Below are 16,604 nucleotides of genomic sequence, written 5' to 3'. Positions count from 1 at the left end.
CCGCCCGGCCTCATCAGGTCGCCACCACCGAGGGCCCCGGCCCGGTCTCCCGCGAGGGAACCGGCCGGGGCCCTCGGCGTAGGTTCCGTCCCGGAGTACGGGCATCCGCCCTGTGCGCCGGTACGCGCCGATAGGCTGGCCAAGGGCCGCACACAAGGCCCACGTATTGGACCCGGACACCCAGGAGCGAGCATGAGCGCTGTGACCCCCGTCGGAGGCGACACCGCGGCGGCCCGCACCTGGCCGGACGTACTGAACGCGCTGCTGAGCGGCGCAGACCAGAGCGCGGACGCCACCGCCTGGGCGATGGACCGGATCATGAGCGGCGAGGCCACCAACGCCCAGATCGCCGGTTTCGCCGTCGCGCTGCGCGCCAAGGGCGAGACGGTCGCCGAGATCAGCGGCCTCGTACGCTCGATGTACGCGCACGCCAACCTGATCGAGGTGCCCGGCCGGACCGTCGACATCGTCGGCACCGGCGGTGACGGCGCCAAGACCGTCAATATCTCGACCATGTCGTCGATCGTGGTCGCCGGCACCGGCGCGAAGGTCGTCAAGCACGGCAACCGCGCCGCGTCCTCGGCGAGCGGCGCCTCCGACGTACTGGAGAAGCTCGGCGTCAACCTGGAGCTGACCCCCCAGCGGGTCGCCGAGGTCGCCGAGGAAGCCGGCATCACCTTCTGCTTCGCGGTGAAGTTCCACCCCGCCCTGCGCCATGTGGCCGCCGCGCGAGGCGAGTTGGGCATCCGCACCACCTTCAACTTCCTGGGCCCCCTCACCAACCCGGCGAAGGTCCGCGCGCAGGCGACCGGCGTCGCGGACGCCCGTATGGCGCCGATCATCGCGGGCGTACTGGCCGAGCGCGGCTCCTCCGCGCTGGTCTTCCGCGGCGACGACGGCCTCGACGAGCTGACCACCACCGCGACGTCGCGGGTGTGGGTCGTACGGGACGGCGCGGTGACGGAGGAGGCGTTCGACCCGCGGGACGTGGGCCTGGAGCTGGTACCGGTGGAGGCGCTGCGGGGCGCGGACGCCTCGTACAACGCGGATGTCGCGCGGCGGCTGCTGGCGGGGGAGACGGGGCCGGTGCGGGACGCGGTGCTGCTGAACTCGGCGGCGGCGCTGGTGGCGCTGGACCCGACGGGGGAGTCGCTGGCGACGCAGCTGTCGGCGGGGATGGAGCGGGCGGCGGAGTCGATCGACTCGGGCGAGGCGGGGCGGGCGTTGGCGCGTTGGATCGCGTCGTCGCAGTCGTAGGTTTTCCGCGGGGGCCGGGTTCTCGGGTGCGTTTCGGCTGGGGCCGGTTTTCGGGTGCGGGTTGTTGCCGGTGTGCGCTCCGGGGTCGCATCCGGGACTGCATGATTTACGGCGCGCAGCTGCCCAGACGATGGTTCGGGCGTTCGCGCGCCACAAATCACGCTCTACGTCCCGGACACGACCCCTGCGCGCCCCCCTTCACCGCCCGCTCAAGCGGCCCGGCCGTGCGCGGGGCCGAGTGTGCCCACCGAGGGGAGGGGGTCGGGGTCGTAGGAGGTGCGTGTCCGGACACTAAAGCGTGATTTGTGGCGCGCGGACGCCCGAACCATCGTCTGGGCAGGTTCGCGCCGTAAATCATGCCGTCCGGACATGTACCTCCGGAGGCCCCGGACCCCGGCCGACAACGACGCACGCACCCGCACCGCCCCCGCCGGAGGCGCACCGCCACCCGTATGGCATACTCTCCGGCAAGGTCATGAGCGACAGCGATTAAGGCCCCGGCTCGCTGTCCGGCAACCCTCCGTCCGTGGCGGGGTGCCCCGGGTGAAGACCAGGCCGTAGGCAGCGAGGTCTGCGGCAAGCGCGGACCCCTGCCACCTTTGGGGTCCTGGTCCTCAAGGGAGCAGTCTCGTGAGCAAGCGAATGCGTTAGGGCGAGCGCGCCCCTTCTTCAACACCTCCGCACGGCGACCCCGTGCGTCGAGGCACACCCCGCCACCACCGCGGCGCAGCCGCGCACCGCGGGGACTTGAAGCCGTTCCGACTTGTCCCGCCGGGAGATATCGCCATGTCCGCACGCCCGAACGCCGCCGCCACGACCCCCTCAAACGACCCCGCCCACGCCACCCCGCTCCCCGTGCTCGGGCGTGAGGTGACCGTCCCGCTCGTCACCGGCGGCGAGGTGACCTACGCCGCGCTCGACTACGCGGCCAGCGCCCCCGCCCTTCAGCGGGTGTGGGACGACGTCGCCGCGTACGCCCCGTACTACGGCAGTGTCCACCGGGGCGCCGGTTATCTCTCGCAGCTCTCCACCGACCTGTTCGAGAACAGCCGCCGCACAGTCGCCGAGTTCCTTGGCTGCCGCCCCGGTGACCAGGTCGTCTTCACCCGTTCGACCACCGATTCGCTCAATCTGCTGGCGGCCGTCGTCCCCGCGGAGTGCGAGGTGTTCGTGTTCGAGACCGAGCACCACGCCTCGCTGCTGCCCTGGCGGGACGCACAGGTGACCTATCTCAACGCTCCTCGGACGCCGGGCGAGGCCGTCGCCACGCTGGAGCGGGCGCTCGCCGGGCGGGGTTCCGAGGGGCCCGCGCTGGTCTGTGTGACCGGTGCGTCCAATGTGACCGGTGAGCTGTGGCCCGTACGGGAGCTGGCCGCCGCCGCGCACGCGGGGGGCGCCCGTATCGTGCTGGACGCCGCTCAGCTCGCGCCGCACCATCCCGTGGACATCGCGGAGTTGGACGTCGACTGGGTTGCCTTCTCCGGGCACAAGCTGTACGCGCCGTTCGGGTCCGGGGTGCTCGCCGGGCGGGCCGACTGGCTCCAGGACGCGGAGCCGTATCTCGCCGGGGGTGGCGCCAGCCGTAAGGTCGCGCGCCGGGCCGATGGCGGGGTGGATGTCGACTGGCACACCACGGCGGCCCGTCATGAGGCCGGTTCGCCCAATGTCATCGGGGTGTACGCGCTCGCCTCGGCCTGCAAGGCGCTCACCGACGCCGGGTTCGACGCGCTGGTGGCGCGCGAACAGCGGCTGGTGGCCCGGGTGCGGGAGGGGCTGGCCGGGGTGCCCGAGGTGAAGGTGCTCTCGCTGTTCGGCGAGGACGCGCCGCGGGTCGGCGTGCTGTCGTTCGTGGTCGAGGGGTGGAACAGCTCGCACTTCGCCGCCGCGCTCTCCGCGGAGTACGGCATCGGTGTACGGGACGGGCTCTTCTGCGCCCATCCGCTGGTACGGACGCTGCTGGGCAGTGACCCGAGCGACCCGGGGGAGTGCGGCGCCCCCGATGCCGAGCCGGGCGAGCGGTCGCTCAACGCGATCCGGGTGAGCTTCGGCGCCGGGACGCCGGACGAGCATGTCGACCGGTTCGTCCGGGCCGTGCGGGAGCTGGTGACTGACGGCGCGCGGTGGAACTACCGTACGGAGGACGGCCGCTGCGTCCCCGACCGCGGCTGAGGTCAGGCCGCGACGGGTGCGAGGCGGGTGCCGAGCAGAACCATCCGCAGGGCGCGTTCGGTCGCGTCGGCGAGGAACTCACCGCCCCGGTCGAGGGCTTCCGGCAGCGCTACGGGTGCGGGCAGGATCGAGCTGTACGCGTCGACGCCCACGGCCCGCACCTCGTGCGCGCCCTGCCCGATGGTGCCGGCCAGTACCAGGACCGGCACCCCGGACGCGTGGGCGCGGCGGGCGACTTCGGCCGGGATCTTGCCGCGTACGGTCTGGTGGTCGAGCGCGCCTTCCGCGGTGATCACCAGATCGGCGCGGGCCAGCCGGGCGTCGAGGTCGAGCCGGTCGAGCAGGACGTCGAAACGGGGCAGCAGGCGCGCGCCGAGGGCGGCCAGACCGGCTCCCAGACCGCCGGAGGCGCCCGTGCCGGGGGCGGTGCGCAGGTCGGTCGCGGGGGACAGGTCCCTGGTGAGGACGGCCGCCCAGCGCTCCAGCGCGAGGGACAGCTCCTCCACCATGGCCGGTCCCGCGCCCTTCTGCGGGCCGAACACCCGGGCCACTCCGCGCGGGCCGCACAGTACGTTGAACGGGTTGCAGGCGACGAGCAGTTCGGTGCCGGTGAGCCGGGGGTCGAGTCCGCTCGTATCGATACGGTCCAGTCCGCGCAGCGCGGCGCCGCCCGGGGGCAGTTCCCGGCCGCGGTGGTCGAGGAGCCGGGCGCCGAGTGCGCGCAGTGCTCCGGCGCCGCCGTCCGACGTACCGGAGTCGCCGCAGCCGACGAGTACGCGTCGGACGCCCAGGTCCAGTGCGGCGCCGATGAGTTGGCCGACGCCGCGGGTCGTGGTGGCGCCCGGGTCGCGCCGGGCTGCCGGTACGAGCGAGAGGCCCGCGACGGCGGCCATCTCGACGACGGCGGTCGGCGTACCGGGCGCGGTGCCCCCGAGGAGTGCGAAGTGGCTGCTGACGGGGTCACCGACCGGGCCGGTCGCGGTGTGCGGGACCAGCCGGCCGCCGGTCGCGGCGGCCAGCGCCTCGGCGGTGCCCTCGCCCCCGTCCACCAGCGGGATCAGGTCGACTTCCGCGTCGGGGACCACCCTGAGCAGGCCCTCGGCGATGGACTCGGCGACCTGGCGGGCGGAGAGGGACTCCTTGAAGCCGCTGGGGGCGATGGCGATGCGGTAGCTCATGGCTGGGACTCCAGACGAACGGGCACGCCGAGCAGCGGCCAGACGACGAGGGCGAAGAGCAGGACGAGGGCCGCTGTGAGCGGCGCGAGCACGGCGGAGAGCCGGAGCAGATCACGCGGGGTGTAGGTGGGGGTGCCGGGCAGATCGGCGAAGAGCGCGACGGGCTTCGCGGAGGCGGGCAGGGTGTGGCAGAACCCGGCCGCGGCGGTCGAGGCGAGCGCGGCGGCCATCGGGTTGACGCCGGCGCCGATGGCCGCGACGACCACCAGCGGGACCAGTACGGAGGATCTGGCCGAACGGGACTGAAGGGCCAGATGGGCCGCCGTGCTGATCAGCACCACTCCGGTGAGGAACGCCCACGGCGGGACGGTGGAGCCGCCGGGCACCCAGCCGACCAGCCATGCGGCGGCTCCCGACTCGGCGAGGGCGACACCCATCGCCATGGTCGCCGCCATGAAGAGCAGCAGCGGCCAGGGCACGGTCCGCAGTCCGTCCTTGAGGCCGACGGTCCCGAGCGCCGGGGACGCGGCGACGACCGCGCCGATCAGCGCGACCACCGCCGGTGACACACCGTGCAGCGGCTCGCTGCACCACAGCACGACCACGGTCCCGAGCAGCAGCGCGCACCGCGCCTCCGACGAGGTAAGCGGGCCCTCGACCGGGGTGCCCGAGTGCTGCTGGATCTCCGCGGCGGTGATCCGGACGGGCCCGCGCCGGTCGGCGCGGGTCGTGGTCGTCAGGAGCACCGCCTCGGCGGCGAGATGGGAGCAGACGACGGCGAGCGGCAGCCCGAGCAGCAGCCACTCGACGAACCCCAGCCGCTGTCCGGTCTGCTCCCACAGCACGCTGACGGTGATCAGATGCGCGCCCGCGCCGATCAGGGTGGCGACGGCGGAGAGCAGGATGACCGTCGGGAAGAGCAGCGCGAGCATCACCACGAGGCGGGTGCGGTCGGCGAGCGCCTTGGCGAGCGCGAGAAACACCGGCAGGGCGAGGGCCGCGCGCCCCGAGGTGGCCGGTACGGCGAAGGCGGTGACCACCAGCGCGGCCGTGGTCAGATGCGTCAACTGCCGTACGGTACGGGCCCCGCCGACCAGGAAGGCCGCGGCCCGGCCCGCGAGCCCGGTGCCCGTGACGGCCGCCGCCAGGACGAACGCGCAGATGAGCAGCCACACCGTCTCGTCGCCGAGCGTCGCGAACAGCGTCTCGCTGCTGATCACGCCCGTCGCGGTCAGCGCCAGCCCGGCGCCCAGGGCGATATACGTGTCGTCCACCGGGGTGGCGATCCAGGCGCAGGTGGCGAGGGCGAAGACGCCCAGGGTGAGCCGCGCGTCGCCGCTCAGGCCCGGCAGGGAACCGGGCACGGCGAGCAGCGCGCAGATGCTGAGTACGGCGCAGAGCCAGCCTGCCTGCCGGAACGAGAGGGTCACGACGAACAGCTTCTGTCCGTGCGGTGAGCCCCGAATGAACGCTTTATGAAAGGGAGTTCATGCGGTGGGCCGGGCGGCCGTCAGGGCATCCGGTAGCCCATGCCCCGTACGGTCTCCAGCCGCTGGGCGCCCAGTTTCCTGCGCAGCGCCCGTACGTACACGTCCACGATATTGGAGCCGGGGTCGAAGTCGTACCCCCAGACATGGGAGAGGATCTGCTCACGCGAGAGCACCTGGCCCGGATGGCGCAGAAACAGTTCGAGCAGCACGAACTCACGGGCCGTCAGATCGACGGTCAGCTCGCCCGAACGCGCCCTGCGGGTACGCAGATCCAGGCTGAGGTCGCCGCTGCGCAACATCGTCACCTCGGGCGCGCGGGCCGCGGTGCGCAGCCGCAGCCGTATCCGCGCCAGCAGCTCCTCGAAGCGGAACGGCTTCGTCATCCAGTCGTCGGCGCCGCCCTCAAGACCGGCCACGGTGTCCCGTACGGAATCCCGCGCCGTCAGCACGATGACCGGCAGCGTCACCCGCGCCTCGCGCAACTCCCGCAGCACGGTGAAGCCGTCGCGCCCCGGCAGCCCGATGTCGAGCAGGACCAGATCGAAGCCGCCGGTGACGGCGTACTCCAGGGCCGAGTCGCCGTCGGCGGCCACGGTGGTGGTGAAGCCGTTGGCGCGCAGCCCCTTCTCCACGAAGGAGGCGATGCGCTCCTCGTCCTCGGCGATCAGAATGCGGTTCATGAAGTCGTCTCCAGGATGAGTACGAAGGTGGCGCCGCCGCCCTCGGTGGGGCGCAGCTCGACCCGGCCCCGGTGGCCTTCGGCGATCGCCCTGACGATCGCCAGGCCGAGCCCGGCGCCGCTGGTGCGGGCGCCGCGGCGGGCCGTACCGCGGCGGAAGCGTTCGAAGATCACCTCGGCGTCCTGCGGCTGTACGCCGGGCCCGTTGTCGGTGACCTGGAGCTCGATCCGGTCGCCGTGCGACCGCGAGCCGATCCGGATGCGCTGTCCGGGCACGGTGTGCTGCACGGCGTTCTGCGCGAGCTGCACCATCGCCTGGGTGATCCGCTGCGGATCGAGCCGCGCCTCCCGGTCCGCGACCCCGTCCAGCACCCATTCCCGGTCGCCCAGCGTCCGCGCCTTCACGAAGACATCGGCGGTCAGCTCGGCGAGCTGGACCGGTTCAGGGCTGATGAAGTCGGGCCGTTCGGCCTTGGCGAGCAGCAGCAGATCCTCGACGATGCGGCTCATCCGGTCCAGCTCGTCGGTGACCAGACGTACGGTCTCCTCCCGGTCGGCCGGGTCGTCGCCCATCACCTCCAGATGGCCGCGCACGATGGTGATGGGGGTCCGCAGCTCGTGTCCGGCGTCATCGACGAACTCCCGCTGCGCGGCGAACGCGCGCTCCAGCCGGTCGAGCATCCCGTTGAAGGTCTCGGCGAGGGCCGCGATGTCGTCCCGCCCCTTGACGGGGATGCGGCGGGTGAGGTCCTGCTCGGTGAGTTGCGCCGCGGTGATCCGTACGACCCGTACCGGCGCGAGTATGCGGCCCGCGACCGCCCAGCCGATGCCGGTCGTCATCAGCAGCGCCACCCCCGAGATGGCCAGCAGCGTACGGAACGTCTCGTTCGCGACGGCTCGTTCCCGGTCCGCGTGGAAGGCGACGACGAACGCGCCGGGCGCCGCGTCACCGGCCGGGTCTATGGCGACCTTCGCCCAGCGCACCTCGCCTTCCGAGCGGTCCAGGGTGCCGGAGGCCGCCGTGGAGGCGAAGATCCGGGTCAGGGCGTCGTCGTCGCGCCACAGGGCGGTCCGGTCGGGGAGGTCGCGGCGCTGCCGGATCACATGCGGTTCGGGTATGTCGGCCCTGATCAGGCCGAGCAACTCCTCGTCCGCGTCGGAGTACTGGCGTTGCAGAAACACCCGGAGCAGTCTGCGCGGGTCGCTGAACCGCTCGCCGGTCTCCGGATCGACGCCGTGGTTGACGAAGTTCGCGAACTCGCCTGTTTCCTGGGTGAGCAGCTGGCTGATCCGCTGGTCGACATCCCGCAACAGGATGGAGCGGGTGGTGGTGGCCACGGCGGCCAGCGCGACCGCCATCACCACCAGCAGCCAGAGCAGGATCCGTACCCGGGCGGAGATACGGCGGGAGTCAGCCGTCTTCACCGGCGTCGTCTCCGCGGCCGTCACCGCGGTCGTCATCGTCGTCACCGTCGGTGGCCGAGGGGCCGGGCACGACGGCGTCGCCCGGGGTGGCGCCGGGGCTCGCGCTCTTCGAGGGGGCCGGCGGGGTGTCCGGCAGCACGGTCGGCGTCCCGGACGGTGTGGTGCCCAGCTCGACCTTGGGCGGCACCTTGGGCGCGTCGGGACTGTCCGTCATCGCGTAGCTGGTCGCGGCGATACCGAGCGGGATGGCGACGACCGCCGCCAGGGCCGCCAGACGAGGAGAGAAGGCCATGCCGGTCATGGTGCCGGGCGCGGAGGAGGCGGGGATGAGCGCCGGATGAGGAATTCTTCATCCGCCGCCGGCGCCGGCACCGAGGGACCCTACGCGTCGAGTCCGATGGCGAAGGCGGCTTCCAGGTCGTGCTGGGAGTACGTACGGAACGCCACATGCGTGTCCGTGCCCTCGACACCCTCGATCTTGCTGATCCGGCCGGGGATCACATCCGCCAGATCGTCGTGCTTGGGGACCCGGACCATGGCGATCAGGTCGTACGTACCGGTGACCGAGAAGACCTCGCTGACGTTGTCGAGGGCCGCGATCGACTCCGCGATCTCGGGGATCCGGTCGACGCTGGTCTTGATGAGCACGATCGCGGTGATCACGGTTGGCGTTCTCCCTCGGTGGCCGCGGTTTGGTCTTTCACTCTATCGGTACGCCAGTACCGCACCCAGGCGTAGAGGAAGCCCGTACCGAACCCCACCAGATGCGCGAGATAGGCGACCCCGGGCCCGGAGCCCGCGCCGTGCGCCGCCACCCACTGGAGCACGAACCAGAAGATCAGCACGATCCAGGCGGGGAAGCGCAGCGGCAGGAAGAGCAGAAACGGGAAGAGGCTGGTGACCCGGGCCCTGGGGAAGAGATAGAGGAAGGCGCCGAGCACCCCCGAGATCGCGCCCGAGGCGCCCACCAGCGTCTGGTCCGAGTCGGCGTTGGCCGCCGCGTACACGAACAGCGCGAAGTAGCCGACGGCGAGATAGAAGAGCGCGAACCACGCCCGGCCCATCCGCTCCTCGGCCATCGCCCCGAAGACATAGAGAAAGAGCATGTTGCCCAGCAGATGCAGCCAGCTGCCGTGGACGAAGAGCGCGCTCAGCGGGGTGAGCAGGGCGTACGGGGTGGCGTGCAGCAGATTGACGGGGATGACGCCCCACCGTTCGAAGTACGCGCTCTGGGTCGCGAGCAGCGTGTCCCCCTCGCCGTATCCCGGATTGAACCCCGACAGCGGGCTGACCAGGAAGACCAGACAGCAGAGGCCGATCAGTCCATAGGTCACCACTGGGCCGTCGGCCGCCGTCCGCCACTTGATCATGGACAGAGCATCGCCTACCGGGACCGACTGGTACAGAGCGCCTCGCCGCCCCCTTGAGTGGCCGCCAGGCCGTAGGGTTGCAGGCATCACATGCGTGGTCCGGCATCTCCGCGTTTCGACGGCGCACCGCGGGACAGCGCACGAGAGACGACGCGACCACGGAAACCGCGGAAGCCGCGGAAATCGCGAAAAGAGGACGGCGACGATGACGACGGTTCCCCAGCCGACGGCCGCTACCCGGTGGCGCTGCACGCTGTGCGGCAATCTCACGCGCTTCGATGTGACCCGCTCGTCGAAGACCGTCGAGTACGTCCATCTGGACCTGGCCGGGGAGCCGAAGGTCGAGGAGCGCGAGGTGGTCAGTGAGACCATCGAGTCGGTGCGGTGCCGTTGGTGCAATGCCGTGGACCAGATCGAGCTGGTGGACAGGCCAGGGGCCGGTTCCTGAGGGAGCCGCCCGAAAGGGGTAGATGGGGTGACGGATCGTGGAGCAGCCCGCGAGCGGTGCTGAGCCGGCCGGTGCGGCCGGCGGTGACGCCGCGGAGGCGCTCGACCGCCCGCTCCCGGACGGGGTACGGCGCCGGGTCGTCGCGCTGGTCTCCGACGCCTTCGGCGGGCTGACCGTCACCGAACTCCCGGCGCAATTGCGGCAGTACGCCCGGTTCACCCCGAACAGGCGGGCGAAGTTCGCGGGGAACGCGATGGCCGCCGCCCTGGAGAGCGACCCGGTGTTCCGCCAGCGGATCGGGGAGCGGATCGGCCAGGCTCAGCCCGAACTGGCCGCGGCTCTGGAGGCCGGCTCGCCACCGGCCGCCGCCGATCCCGTCGATGTCGCCGCCGCCGCGTATGTCCTCAGACCGCCCGGGTGGGTGAAGCTGGTGGCCGCCGCGGGCGAGGAGGCCCAGCGGGCGGACGCCGAGCGGGCCGGTGCGGAGACCCGGCGTGAGCTGGAGCGGCTGCGCGAGGAGCTGGCCGTCGCCAGGGCGCTGACCAAGAGCGAGACCGAACGGCTGCGTACGGAGCTGGAGGCGGCCCGCAAGGAGTCCGAATCGCTCCATCGCAAGCTGCGCAGCGCCCACAGCGATGTGAAGCGGGGCGAGGCCGCGCTGCGCCGCGCGCACGCGGAGTCCGAGGCGTTCCGGGCCGAGTCCGCGGCGCAGATCTCCGCCGCGGAGAGCGAGACGCGCCGGATCAGGGCGCGTCTCGGTGAGGCGGAGGCGGCCGTCGAGGCGAGCCGCCGGGCCGCCCGCGAGGGCCGTTCGGTGGAGGACATGCGGCTGCGGCTGCTGCTGGACACGGTGCTGGAGTCGGCGCAGGGGCTGCGCCGTGAGCTGGCGCTGCCGCCCGCCGCAGCCCGTCCCGCGGACATGGTCGACGCGGTGGAGCCCGGCCGGATGTCTCCCAAGGACGTGGCGGCCCGCGCGCTCTCCGAGACCGATCCCGCGCTGCTCGACCAGTTGCTCGCGCTGCCGCAGGCGCATCTGATCGTGGACGGCTACAACGTCACCAAGACCGGCTATCCGACGATGCCGCTGGAGAAGCAGCGGCTGCGGCTGCTGGGCGGGCTCGCCATGCTCGCGGCGCAGACGGGCGCCGAGGTGACCTGTGTCTTCGACGGCGCCGAGCTGGCGGCGCCGGTGCTGCTCGCCCCGCCGCGCGGGGTGCGGGTGCTGTTCTCGAAACCGGGTGTGACGGCGGACGAGTTGATCCGCCAGCTCGTCAGGGCGGAGCCGCCGGGCCGGCCCGTGGTGGTCGTCTCCACCGACCGGGAGGTCGCGGACGGGGTCGCCAGGGCCGGTGCCAGGCCGGTCGCGTCCGCCTTGCTGCTGAAGCGGCTTTCGCGCGTCTGATGCCGGTCGCGCCCTGATCGCGGCACTGGTCAAGTCATGCGAACAATGACCGAATTGATCGCTTGGTGTCGCAGCGCAGCGTCAAATGTCCATGACTGCCTGTGTGGTGTCGGTAAATTATGTGCGTGTCGACTGAGTTTTTCCCTGGAAGGATTTGAAGTGATCACAAGTAGGTCACTAAGGTCAGGCCTCGAACCTTCGCGCGGTTGATCATCCATCCGGGGTGGCAGCGAAGGAACCGCCGATTTCGTGTAGTTCAGCCCGGTTCGGTCCAGTTCGCTGGAGGGGTGGACGCAGGAAGCCGGGACTTCGCGTCCCCCATGGCCCGGTAGGCGGCTGAGGAAGAAGGAGCTCGCCTCCGTGGCGTCCCACCGTCGACCCAAGCAGCCGAGCCGCGCCCGTGTGACCGTGCTCACCGTCACCGCCGCCGCTGCCGTCGCTCTCAGCGCCCAGGCCGCGAACGCCGCCCCGAAGCCGAGCAAGGAAGACGTCAAGGAGAAGGTCGACAAGCTCTACGAGGACGCCGAGAAGGCCACCGAGAAGTACAACGGGGCCAAGGAGGCGCAGGGCAAGCTCGAAAAGCAGGTCGACGCACTCCAGGACAAGGTCGCCCGCGGCCAGGACGAGCTGAACGACCTGCGCGACGGCCTCGGTTCGATGGCCAGCGCCCAGTACCGCACCGGCGGCATCGACCCGGCCGTGCAGCTGTTCCTCTCCTCGGACCCGGACAGCTACCTGGAGAAGGCGTCCACGCTCGACCAGGTGAGCGCCAAGCAGGCCGACACGCTCCAGCAGATCCAGTCCAAGCAGCGGACCCTCGCGCAGCAGCGCCAGGAGGCCCAGGGCAAGGTCAAGGACCTCGCGGAGACCCGCAAGCAGCTCGGCGAGAAGAAGGACGAGGTCCGCGCGAAGCTCGCCGAGGCACAGAAGCTGCTCAACACGCTGACCGCGCAGGAGCGTCAGGCCCTCGCCCAGGAGGAGGAGTCCCGCGCCAGCCGCGACGGCGGCACCTCCTCGCGCGCCGACCTCGGCAACGTCGGCTCCTCCTCGCAGCTCGCCGCCGCCGCGTTCGCCGCCGCCCAGAGCAAGATCGGCACCCCGTACGTCTACGGCGCGAGCGGCCCCAGCTCGTTCGACTGCTCCGGACTGACCTCCTGGGCCTTCGCGCAGGCCGGCGCCGCCATACCCCGTACCTCCCAGGCCCAGGCCAACGCCGGTACGCGCCTCGGGATGAGCCAGCTCAAGCAGGGCGACCTGGTCATCTTCTACGGCGACCTGCACCACGTCGGCTTCTACGCGGGCAACGGCCAGGTGCTGCACGCCCCCAAGCCCGGCGCCAACGTGCGCTACGAGTCCATCAACAACATGCCGTTCCAGTTCGGTGTCCGGATCGCCTGACGGCCCCTGACACCCGCCCATTCGGGCGAATTCCCGCTACGCACGCTGACGCCGCGCCCCATCGATGACCTTGTGGTCTCCGGTGGGGCGCCGTTTTGTGTGCGCGGGGCGGTCGTTGGTCGCTCCGTGGTCGCACGGCTACTGTCTGCTGCGCGCAGCTCCGGCCAGCGGTCCGCCCGTCGGGCGGCAGGGGCTGCGTCAGTGCGTACAGCGGAAGGAAGTGCGGCTTCCTGTGGTGTCCCATCGCCGCCCCTCACAGCCCGGTCTGGGCCTCGGCGCCCGCGGCAGCGCCATCGCAGTGTCCGCCGCGGCGGCCACCGCCGCGGCGGCGCTCGGAGCCGCCCCCGCGGGCGCCGACCCGCAGCAGACGCCGGAGGCCACCCGCGCCAAGGTCGACCAGCTGTACGAACAGGCCGAGAGGGCCACCGAGTTGTACAACAAGGCGAGCGAACAGGTGGGACGGCTGCGCGGCCTGGTCGAGCACGCGCAGGACAGCGCCGCCCGCGGCCAGGAACGCGTCAACACGATGCGCGGAGCGCTCGGTTCACTCGCCGGCGCGCAGTACCGCTCGGGCGGTATCGACCCGGCCCTCGCCCTGCTGCTCTCCTCCGACCCCGACAGCTATCTCGACAAGGCCTCCGTCCTGGACCGGGTCGGCGCCCGCCAGTCCGGCACCCTGAGGGAACTCCAGCAGGCCCAGCGGAGGCTGGGACAGGTGCGCATGGAAGCCGCCCAGGACCTCACCGAACTGGAGCGCAGCAGGGCCGCCGTATCCCGGCACAAGCGCACCGTCGAACGCAAACTCACCGAGGCGCGGCGGCTGCTCGACTCGCTGCCCACCGCCGACCGCGACTCCTACGACCGGGCCTCCCGCTCCGACCGCGGCGAGGGCTCCGCGCTCTCCGGCGGCGTACCCGCCTCGGGGCACGCCGCGGCGGCGGTGAGCGCCGCCCGCAACGCGGTAGGCCGGCCCTACGTCTGGGGCGCCAACGGGCCCTCGGGCTTCGACTGTTCGGGACTCACCCAGTGGTCGTACGCGCAGGCGGGGGTCGGACTGCCGCGCACCTCCCAGGCACAGCGGTACGCGGGCCGGCAGGTCCCGCTCTCCGCCGCGCGCCCCGGTGACCTCGTGGCCTACCGCGACGACGCCAGCCACATCGGCATGTACGTGGGCAACGGCCAGGTGATCCACGCCCCCTACCCCGGGGCCTCGGTGCGCTACGACCCGGTCGGCATGATGCCGGTCTCGTCGGTCACGCGCGTCTGATCGGGACCGGCCCGCCGGCCACCCCGTACGATCGGCGACGTGGCAGGTCCGGCGCGTACGGCGGCAGGACGGCACGGCGCGTGGGGACGTAAGGCCGTGCCGTGGCTCGTCGCGCTGCTGCTGGCGGCGGGCTGTACGGCCCCCGAGAAGGCCCCCGACACCGCCACCGACGCGATCGGCCGGACCCTTCAGCGGCGGGCCGCGGCCGTGATGGACCGGGACGAGGACGCGTATCTCGCCGTCCTCGCCCCCTCCGCGCGGACCCTGCGCGCCACCGCGCGCGAGGAGTTCGAGAACCTCGCGGACGTGCCGCTCGGCTCCTGGACGTACCGCCTCACCGGCATCGAACGCTCCGGCGACCGGGCCACCGTCCAGGCCGAACTGCGCTACCGGATCGCCGGCTACGACACCGCGCCGGTCGCCACGCCCCGCACGCTGGCGCTGGAGGAGAGCGGCGGACGCTGGTACGTGACCGATGACCGGCCGGGCGCGGGCGGCGGCCCACAGCTCTGGCAGCAGGGCGAGGTACGGGCCGTACACGGCGACCACAGTCTCGTCCTCGGCGTCGGGGCGGGCGAGGCAGCCGCCGCGCGGCTGCGCGGGATCGCGGCCGCCGCCGACCGGGCCGTACCCGCCGTGGACGACGCCTGGCCGGGCCCCTGGGCACGCCGGGTGGTCCTGCTCGTACCGGACTCCCTGGAGTCCATGGCCGGGCTCCTGAAGGCGCCGGCGGCCGGATACCGCGGCATCGCGGCGGTCACCACCGGCGAGGTCGGCTCCCCGGGCGCGGCGCCGGCCGACCGGATCGTGGTGAACCCCGAGGCGTACGGCGACCTGAGCAGCTACGGACAGCGGATCGTCCTCACCCACGAGACCACCCATGTCGCGACCCGGGCCACCACCTCGGCCGCCACTCCGGCCTGGCTCTCGGAGGGCTTCGCCGACTGGGTCGCGTACCGGGGCACGGACCGGACGGCGGGCGAGATCGCCCCCGAACTCCAGCGCGCCGTCCGCCGCGGGGAGACCCCCGCCCAACTGCCCTCCGACGAGGACTTCGCCTTCGGCGGCGACGCCGAGCGGCTGGCCCGTTCCTATGAGGGCGGCTGGCTGGCCTGCGAACTGATCGCCCGGGACTGGGGCGAGCGGCGGCTGATCGACTTCTACCGGGCCGTGGGCGCGCACCCGGGTCGCGAAGGAGCGGTGGAGAAGGCGGCGCAGGACGTGCTCTCCACCACGCCGGACGACCTCACGGCACGTTGGCGCGACTTTGCCCGTCAGCGTCTGGCCTGAGCGCCGACGCGTCCCGGTCGCGCCGCCGGGGCCCCGGGACCGTGTCCCGCCACAGCCGCGCACACGCGGTCAGGGTCGCCGCGACCAGCAGCCCGTTCCGTAGGGCGAGCAGCAGGACACCCACCGGGTCGCCGGCCACCACATGCGAGAACAGCAGCGGGAATTCGAGCAGCGTCACCGCGGTCGCGGCCACCACCAGCCACGCGGGCAGGGACATCCGGCTCGCCCGCAGCGTCAGACAGACGGCCGCCAGACCGACCAGCCAGAGCATGTACTGCGGGCTGATCACCCGGCTCGTGGTGGTGAACAGCAGTACGGCGGCGAACGCGGCGTCGTACAGCGTGCCCGCGCCGAACGCCCGCGCCCTCAGCCGCCACACCAGCAGCCAGCCGAAGGACAGGACGGTCAGCGCCAGCGCGGCATTGCTGACCAGCGGGACATACGGCCCGACGAACTCCACCGACCCGTAGTTGAGCAGCACGCTCCCGTTCCAGCCGTAATGCCTCGCCACCTGGAAGACCATCGCGCCCAGCGACTCGATCTCGGTGCCCCGGTCGCGCTGGAAGGTGAGGAACGCCAGCGCCCCGGGCATCGCGGCCGAACAGACCACGATCAGCAGGGCCCCCACCGCCGCGGCCGTCGCCCAGGACCGCCGGGTGGCCCGGCCGCGCGGGGTGCCCACCAGCAGCAGCACCGGCCACACCTTCAGCAGCGCGCCGAACCCGGCGAGCGCCCCCAGCAGCCGTGGCCGACGCGCCCCGGCGAGCAGGGCCGCTATCGCCACCGCCGTCACCATCAGGTCGTAGCGCGAGTACGCCGTCGGACCCAGCAGCGGCACCCCCGCCACCCACACCCACGCGCCCCCCGGTGACCGGCCGGTCCGCCGGCCCGCGTACAGCAGCAGACCGAAGGCCGCCGCGTCACAGAGCAGCGCCAGCACGAAGAAGGCGGAGGAGTAGCCGAGGAACGGCAGCACCGCGGGCGAGACGATCGCCAGCGCCGCCGCCGGCGGATACTGCCAGGTCACATCGTCCAGCGGATAGGTGCCGGTCTTCAGCACCTCGTACCAGCCCTGGTAGATCACCGCGACATCGCCGGTGACGTCGGGCCCCGGCAGCGTGACGACCTTGAAGACACAGAGCAGCAGCGCCGCCCTGGTGAGGGCCCACACCGCGACCGGGAACCGCCTGCCGTGCGCGCCCGCCATGACCGCCTCATCCTCGTCCGACTC

Annotated in this window: 15 protein-coding genes and 1 riboswitch; of the genes, 7 read left to right on the top strand and 8 right to left on the bottom strand. The window is 72.3% G+C overall.

What is annotated here, in order from left to right; translation table 11 throughout:
- Positions 1-192: 192 nt before the first annotated feature.
- Both trpD and M1203_RS18560 read left to right on the top strand, forming a co-directional pair.
- Complete coding sequence (gene trpD / locus M1203_RS18565; protein ID WP_249950846.1) at positions 193-1,257, top strand: anthranilate phosphoribosyltransferase; 1,065 nt, start codon at positions 193-195, stop codon at positions 1,255-1,257.
- Between the two features lie 471 nt (positions 1,258-1,728).
- Positions 1,729-1,846, top strand: a riboswitch (SAM riboswitch).
- A 197-nt stretch (positions 1,847-2,043) separates the two neighbouring features.
- Positions 2,044-3,426, top strand: a complete 1,383-nt coding sequence (locus tag M1203_RS18560) for an aminotransferase class V-fold PLP-dependent enzyme (RefSeq protein WP_249950845.1) — start codon at positions 2,044-2,046, stop codon at positions 3,424-3,426.
- A gap of 2 nt (positions 3,427-3,428) precedes the next feature.
- On the opposite strand, the gene M1203_RS18555 is transcribed toward M1203_RS18560, so the two are convergent.
- The 7 genes from M1203_RS18555 to M1203_RS18525 all read right to left on the bottom strand — a co-directional run bounded on the left by M1203_RS18555 (position 3,429) and on the right by M1203_RS18525 (position 9,568).
- Positions 3,429-4,604, bottom strand: coding sequence for a glycerate kinase (locus tag M1203_RS18555; RefSeq protein ID WP_249950844.1), 1,176 nt, complete (start codon positions 4,602-4,604; stop codon positions 3,429-3,431).
- Positions 4,601-6,034: an SLC13 family permease gene (locus M1203_RS18550; protein ID WP_249950843.1), complete on the bottom strand. Its 1,434-nt coding sequence runs from the start codon at positions 6,032-6,034 to the stop codon at positions 4,601-4,603. Before M1203_RS18550 ends, M1203_RS18555 begins: the two co-directional genes overlap by 4 nt.
- An 80-nt stretch (positions 6,035-6,114) precedes the next feature.
- Positions 6,115-6,774, bottom strand: coding sequence for a response regulator transcription factor (locus tag M1203_RS18545; protein WP_249950842.1), 660 nt, complete (start codon positions 6,772-6,774; stop codon positions 6,115-6,117).
- Positions 6,771-8,234 carry a cell wall metabolism sensor histidine kinase WalK gene (locus tag M1203_RS18540; protein ID WP_249950841.1) on the bottom strand — a complete coding sequence of 488 codons (1,464 nt, stop codon included), beginning with the start codon at positions 8,232-8,234 and terminating at the stop codon, positions 6,771-6,773. The genes M1203_RS18545 and M1203_RS18540 overlap by 4 nt, the downstream gene beginning before the upstream one ends.
- Complete coding sequence (locus M1203_RS18535) at positions 8,185-8,490, bottom strand: small hydrophilic protein (RefSeq protein ID WP_249950840.1); 306 nt, start codon at positions 8,488-8,490, stop codon at positions 8,185-8,187. Before M1203_RS18535 ends, M1203_RS18540 begins: the two co-directional genes overlap by 50 nt.
- An 89-nt stretch (positions 8,491-8,579) precedes the next feature.
- Positions 8,580-8,861 (bottom strand): Lrp/AsnC ligand binding domain-containing protein, encoded by a 282-nt coding sequence (locus M1203_RS18530; RefSeq protein ID WP_249950839.1) that lies wholly within the window; start codon positions 8,859-8,861, stop codon positions 8,580-8,582.
- A complete protein-coding gene (locus M1203_RS18525) occupies positions 8,858-9,568 on the bottom strand; it encodes a rhomboid family intramembrane serine protease (protein WP_249950838.1) in 711 nt (236 codons plus the stop codon). The genes M1203_RS18530 and M1203_RS18525 overlap by 4 nt, the downstream gene beginning before the upstream one ends.
- Before the next feature lie 205 nt (positions 9,569-9,773).
- On the opposite strand from M1203_RS18525, the gene M1203_RS18520 reads away from it, so the two are divergent.
- The 5 genes from M1203_RS18520 (at position 9,774) to M1203_RS18500 (ending at position 15,373) form a co-directional block, all read left to right on the top strand.
- Positions 9,774-10,016 carry a hypothetical protein gene (locus tag M1203_RS18520; RefSeq protein ID WP_249950837.1) on the top strand — a complete coding sequence of 81 codons (243 nt, stop codon included), beginning with the start codon at positions 9,774-9,776 and terminating at the stop codon, positions 10,014-10,016.
- Positions 10,017-10,053: 37 nt separating this feature from the next.
- Complete coding sequence (locus tag M1203_RS18515; protein WP_249950836.1) at positions 10,054-11,418, top strand: NYN domain-containing protein; 1,365 nt, start codon at positions 10,054-10,056, stop codon at positions 11,416-11,418.
- Between the two features lie 360 nt (positions 11,419-11,778).
- Complete coding sequence (locus tag M1203_RS18510) at positions 11,779-12,816, top strand: NlpC/P60 family protein (RefSeq protein WP_249950835.1); 1,038 nt, start codon at positions 11,779-11,781, stop codon at positions 12,814-12,816.
- A 232-nt stretch (positions 12,817-13,048) separates the two neighbouring features.
- Positions 13,049-14,083: a C40 family peptidase gene (locus M1203_RS18505; RefSeq protein ID WP_249950834.1), complete on the top strand. Its 1,035-nt coding sequence runs from the start codon at positions 13,049-13,051 to the stop codon at positions 14,081-14,083.
- Between the two features lie 39 nt (positions 14,084-14,122).
- Positions 14,123-15,373, top strand: a complete 1,251-nt coding sequence (locus tag M1203_RS18500; RefSeq protein WP_374403320.1) for a hypothetical protein — start codon at positions 14,123-14,125, stop codon at positions 15,371-15,373.
- On the opposite strand, the gene M1203_RS18495 is transcribed toward M1203_RS18500, so the two are convergent.
- Complete coding sequence (locus M1203_RS18495) at positions 15,330-16,580, bottom strand: glycosyltransferase family 87 protein (protein WP_249950940.1); 1,251 nt, start codon at positions 16,578-16,580, stop codon at positions 15,330-15,332. The genes M1203_RS18500 and M1203_RS18495 overlap by 44 nt on opposite strands.
- Positions 16,581-16,604: the final 24 nt, after the last annotated feature.

Source organism: Streptomyces sp. 35G-GA-8, from assembly GCF_023534745.1.
Classification (GTDB): domain Bacteria; phylum Actinomycetota; class Actinomycetes; order Streptomycetales; family Streptomycetaceae; genus Streptomyces.
This window is presented reverse-complemented; position numbering and strand designations above follow the sequence as displayed.